At 66.0% G+C, this 4,574-nt stretch carries 7 protein-coding genes and 1 tRNA gene; 5 read left to right on the top strand and 3 right to left on the bottom strand.

The features are described from left to right. Position 1: 1 nt before the first annotated feature. Complete coding sequence (locus I6U14_RS08720; protein ID WP_296898520.1) at positions 2-250, bottom strand: hypothetical protein; 249 nt, start codon at positions 248-250, stop codon at positions 2-4. Positions 251-424: 174 nt separating this feature from the next. Beyond that, a complete protein-coding gene (locus I6U14_RS08715; protein ID WP_296898519.1) occupies positions 425-790 on the bottom strand; it encodes a DUF6164 family protein in 366 nt (121 codons plus the stop codon). A gap of 203 nt (positions 791-993) precedes the next feature. Between I6U14_RS08715 and I6U14_RS08710 the strand changes: the two genes are divergently transcribed. Genes I6U14_RS08710 through I6U14_RS08700 form a run of 3 tightly spaced genes read left to right on the top strand, consistent with a single transcriptional unit; the run spans position 994 to position 3,439 of the window. After that, positions 994-2,694 carry a DUF1538 domain-containing protein gene (locus I6U14_RS08710; protein WP_296898517.1) on the top strand — a complete coding sequence of 567 codons (1,701 nt, stop codon included), beginning with the start codon at positions 994-996 and terminating at the stop codon, positions 2,692-2,694. After that, entirely contained in the window at positions 2,691-3,074 is a 384-nt protein-coding gene (locus I6U14_RS08705) for a P-II family nitrogen regulator (protein WP_296898516.1), read from the top strand. The genes I6U14_RS08710 and I6U14_RS08705 overlap by 4 nt, the downstream gene beginning before the upstream one ends. Continuing rightward, complete coding sequence (locus tag I6U14_RS08700; protein ID WP_296898514.1) at positions 3,071-3,439, top strand: hypothetical protein; 369 nt, start codon at positions 3,071-3,073, stop codon at positions 3,437-3,439. The genes I6U14_RS08705 and I6U14_RS08700 overlap by 4 nt, the downstream gene beginning before the upstream one ends. A gap of 470 nt (positions 3,440-3,909) precedes the next feature. Here I6U14_RS08700 and I6U14_RS08695 read toward each other — a convergent pair whose 3' ends face one another. After that, positions 3,910-4,146, bottom strand: coding sequence for a hypothetical protein (locus I6U14_RS08695; protein ID WP_296898512.1), 237 nt, complete (start codon positions 4,144-4,146; stop codon positions 3,910-3,912). Positions 4,147-4,178: 32 nt separating this feature from the next. Here I6U14_RS08695 and I6U14_RS08690 point away from each other — a divergent pair, with 32 nt between their 5' ends. Further along, the gene (locus I6U14_RS08690; RefSeq protein WP_296898511.1) at positions 4,179-4,433 is read left to right on the top strand and encodes a hypothetical protein; all 255 of its coding nucleotides are present in this window, start codon (positions 4,179-4,181) and stop codon (positions 4,431-4,433) included. A 65-nt stretch (positions 4,434-4,498) separates the two neighbouring features. After that, a tRNA-Phe gene (locus I6U14_RS08685) sits at positions 4,499-4,574 on the top strand.

Raw genomic sequence — 4,574 nt, 5'->3', positions numbered from 1 at the left:
CTCAGTCCGTGGCCTGCTCGATGCGGTCGCCAGCTTCTTCTACCGCCTGCTGGGTGCTATCCACCGCCTCGGCGGTGGTCTCGCGGACCTGATCGGCCGCTGCGCTGGTGGCTTCACGGGTCTCTTCCGCTGCTTCGCTTACTTCTTCGCTGACGTCGTCTCCACCCATGTCTTGCTCGCCGCAGCCCCACAGCAGGGCTGTGACCAGGCCGAGGGCGATGAGGGTCAGTGGGGATCGTGTACGCACCATGATGTCTGTCTCCTCTCGTGGTTGTGGTTGCAGGCCGCCGGTCTACGCGGGCAGCCTGCTTAAGCGCAGCTGCATCTTCGAAGGGCGCAATGCATCTGTCAATCTGCCCGCGCCTGCGCGTGGGCACTATAAGCGAGAGGCTGACAACCCGGAGCAGCCGGGGACTGGTGGCCTTCACAGCCCAAGGCTGAGGAACGGCCAAAGCATCAGGTATAGCACCCCGGCCGCACCGGCGATGTAGAGCAGGGACTGCAATGGGCGGCGGGCGATGCGCTGCAGCGTGCTCTCGGCGCGGCCGGCCCGGCGCAGCGCCTCGTGCTCGGCAGCGAGACGGGCGCTGCGCTCGCGCTGATAGGCGTCGATGACCGCGCGAGCAGCGGCCTTGCGGCTGTCGTCCAGCAGCCAAAGGCCGGCGACCCCGAAGCCGAGGAAGCCGCCGGTGGTCTCGTGATAGGGGAATCCGTGCTCTTCCAATAGGTTGCGCACGTCGGCGGCCTCGTCGTCGGGGACGCCGTTGAGGCGGAAGATGAGGACCGACATCGCTGCGCCTAAGGCTGTTGCACCCCTGGGGCCAAGTCCAAGAAGTTACAGGCGGAGTCATCGGCAGACAACCGGATTGGCGCGCGACATTGCTCCCTCGATGCCGCGGCGCTTGCTGGGCGGCGCCGCCGATGCTAGCGTGCCTCGCCCGGCCGAGCGGAGGTGTCGCACCTCTGTCCCCAACCTGGGAGGTGACCAGCAGATTGAGCGAGCGCGAGATTCGCTACGGAACCTACTTGGGCGCGATCAAGCGCCATAAGCGGCAAGTCAATTTCTCCGCCATCCTGGAAGCCGAGCGGCTGCGGCCGGCACGCCCACGGCTGCGGGCAGTCGATCTGCATCGGCTGCTGACGCCCTATATCTCGGTCCGCCTCGCCGAGCAGCTGCGCGCGGTCGTGCCGCTGGCACTGCTGTTGATCGTTTTTCAGGCTCTGGCGCTGCGCACCTCGCTGCTGGACACGCAGACCGTCGTCCTCGGCATCCTGGCTGTCATCGTCGGCCTCATGTTCTTCATGGAGGGCGTCAAGCGCGGCCTGATGCCCTTCGCGGAGAATGTGGGCTTCCATATGCCGGGACGCATGCATCCCTCGGTGCTGCTCGGCTTCAGCCTGCTGCTGGGGGGCGCCGCGACCTTCGCGGAGCCGGCTATCGGCGCCCTGCAGGCGGCGGCCGACGCCATCTCCAGCGAGCGCGCACCCTGGCTCAAGCAGCTGCTCGGCCCCTACGCGCTGTGGCTGGTGCTGGCGGTCGCTACCGGCGTCGGCCTGGCGGTGAGCTTAGGGATGCTGCGGCTGATGTTCGGCTGGCAGCTCAAGCGACTGGTGATGATCATCGTGCCGCCGACGCTGCTGCTCACCGTCTGGGCGGCGCAGCAGCCGGCGCTCGCGCCCATCATCGGCCTCGCCTGGGACTGCGGGGCCATCACCACCGGGCCGGTGACGGTGCCGCTGGTGCTCGCGGTGGGTGTCGGTGTTGCCGCCTCCACCGGCCGCAGCGACAACCCGCTGTCCGGCTTCGGCATCGTCACGTTGGCGTCGCTCTTTCCGATTGTCGGCGTGCTCAGTGTTGCCACCTATCTGACCGCCCAGGGTGAGTCTGCGCTGCTGCCGATGGCGGCCGATGCGCCGGACGACTGGCTCACGAAAAGCCCATTCGCGGAGATTCTGGGCGCCTTCCGGGCCATTGTGCCGCTGCTGCTGCTGTTGGTGTTGGTGCAGCTCCTGCTGCTGCGGCGGCGCATCCGCGAGGGCAGCGTGTTCGCCTATGGCGTCACCTTGGCCGTCGCCGGCATGGCGCTGTTCAACCTCGGCCTCACCGCGGGGCTGGTGACCCTGGGCGAGCAGGCCGGGGTCAATGTCCCCTGGACCTTTTCGCCGCACTGGCAGACGGGTGCACCGGCGTTGTATCCCTTCGCGCTGGGCATCGCCGTGACCCTGATGTTCGCGTTCACCGTGGGCTATGGCGCCACCATCGCCGAGCCCGCGCTGAACGCCATGGGCATGACGGTGGAGAACCTCACCGACGGCGCCTTCCGCAAGCGCCAGCTGCTGCATGCTGTGGCCGTCGGGGTTGGCTGCGGCGCAGCGCTCGGCGTAAGCCGCATCCTATTCGATCTGCCGCTGTGGCTGCTGCTGGTGCTGGGCTATACGCTGGCGCTGGGCCTGACCATCCTGTCCCGGGAGGAATTGGTCAACCTGGCCTGGGACAGCGCCGGTGTGACCACCGGGCCTGTGACCGTGCCGCTGTTGATGGCGCTCGGCATCGGCCTGGGACACGCGGTGGAGGCCGTAGACGGCTTCGGTATCCTCGCCATGTGCTCGGTGGGCCCGATCGTGTCGGTGCTGGCCACCGGGCTCTGGATCGACATCAAGACCCGCGGCCGCTTCCGGAGGAGAACCGCATGAGTGTCGGCAATGAATTCATCGTGCTCACCGGCGTCACGCTGCTGACCGCCGTCGTCCAGCGCGGCACCGCGGACATGGTGGTCCGGGTGGCAATGGAGGCCGGTGCCCAGGGCGCGACGGTCTTTCATGCCCATGGCAGCGGCGTTCGCCAGAAAAGCATGGGCATCCTGGGCCTGACCGTGGACACCGAGAAGGAGGTGATCTACATCGTCGTGCCCAACGAGCAGGCGGACCACATCTTCGAGCGCGTCTTCGTCGCCGCCAAGATGGATACGCCGGGCATGGGCATCCTCTGGCTCAGCAAGCTTGAGAAGATGGCGACCCACATCCCTCAGGACATCGCCGCCCGCTTCGGCGTGCACACGGAGCGCCGCGAATGAGCGTCCTCGGCCATATCGGCTACGGTGTCGAGAAGAAGCTCGTCACCGCCATCGTCATGAGCGGCCATGGCCTGGAGCTGATGACTCTGGTGGAAGAGCACCCGGGCGTGCTGTCCGTCACCCAGCACCACGCCCGCGGCACCGACCGTCGCGGTCAGCGTCCGGGCACGCTGGTATGGATCGAGCGCGACGTGATCACGGTGCTGGTAGAGGCGACCCAAGCCGACGCCGTGTTCCGGCTCCTGTACGAGGCCGGCGAGCTCGATATCCCGCATCAGGGCGTGATCTTCATGGAAGCCGTATCCCGCGGCCATCCAATGATGCCTTTCCCAGAGGGGTTCGAGGCGGATCAGGCGAAATACTGAGCACTAGGCCGACACGGGTCTCATGGACGGGCGTGCCGGACTACGAGCATGTCGATCTGTCACTGCAACGTGTCACAACAGACCATCGCCAAGCCAGAGGACCATGTAAGGTGACAGACGTGATGCGGCTTGCTGCCGTCGCGCTCGCAGTGGCTGCGGTAGCGGGGTGTGCATCTGGGGCCAACGAGCCAGCGCCGGTCTCCACTGGAGGGTCCGGCTATTCCGAAGGGACAGCGTCGGCAGGGCAGAGCATCGCGGAGCAGGCTTGCCTGCGAGAGGTCGCGCGTCAAGCGAATACCCGAGCGGTCGTGCTTATCGGGTCGACCCCTTCGCCAGAAGGAACCGAGGTCATTGTCGGCGTTGGCCCCCAGCGTGCACGCTGGCGGTGTATTGGTTATGAAGACGGTACGACCACGGTCGTCATCTCTATGGCCGAGGAAGGACTGCTCTAAGGGAAAATCGGTATCTCCTTAGCCGCCTAGGGTGCCGTAAGCGACAAGAGGTTGGTCGAACGAGGCGAGTGCCCACGCAAATGCTGCGAGGCCTAAGGTTTCGAAGGTACGCCGCAGCGCTTGTTGCAGCGCACGATAGTGCTGATGGGGCGGGTGAACGTATTTGGGCGGGCGGCCGAGGCGGGCTTTGCCGAGCCCGGCGAGTAGGGGTTCGGCCACGCGTTCGCGTTCGAGCACAACTTCGGTCATGGCCATCCCGACACCTCGCCACTGTGCTGATGCACCTGATGACGCTGGCCTTCCTAATCAATGAGATCCAACAGCGCTGCTGCCGGCTGTTCCAGGGCGCCTGGACGGCTGCGGGCAGCAAAGCGTGCCTGTGGCGCAAGCTGCGCAGCCGCTTCGCGCTGTGCCTGGTTCCTGACTGCGAGATGCTCTTACGCTCCGTCATGTCTATCCATGCGCCAGCCGCCCCGGTACGGGTGTCCGGCCCTTGCGTGCGTACACGTCGGGAATTGCTGTTCGGCTCGTCCAGCCCTTGACCTGTTCCAGGCGCTGCGATTAAATGACGGGCTTCGTGCCGTTCTAAAACACCAATAGCACGTCCGCCCAGGTAGCTCAGTTGGTAGAGCAGGGGACTGAAAATCCCCGTGTCGGCAGTTCGATTCTGTCCCTGGGCACCA

This window comes from Thiohalocapsa sp. (genome assembly GCF_019695415.1).
GTDB lineage: Bacteria > Pseudomonadota > Gammaproteobacteria > Chromatiales > Chromatiaceae > Thiohalocapsa.
The sequence above is the reverse complement of the archived record's forward strand: the minus strand, read 5'-3'. Positions and strand labels throughout refer to the sequence as shown.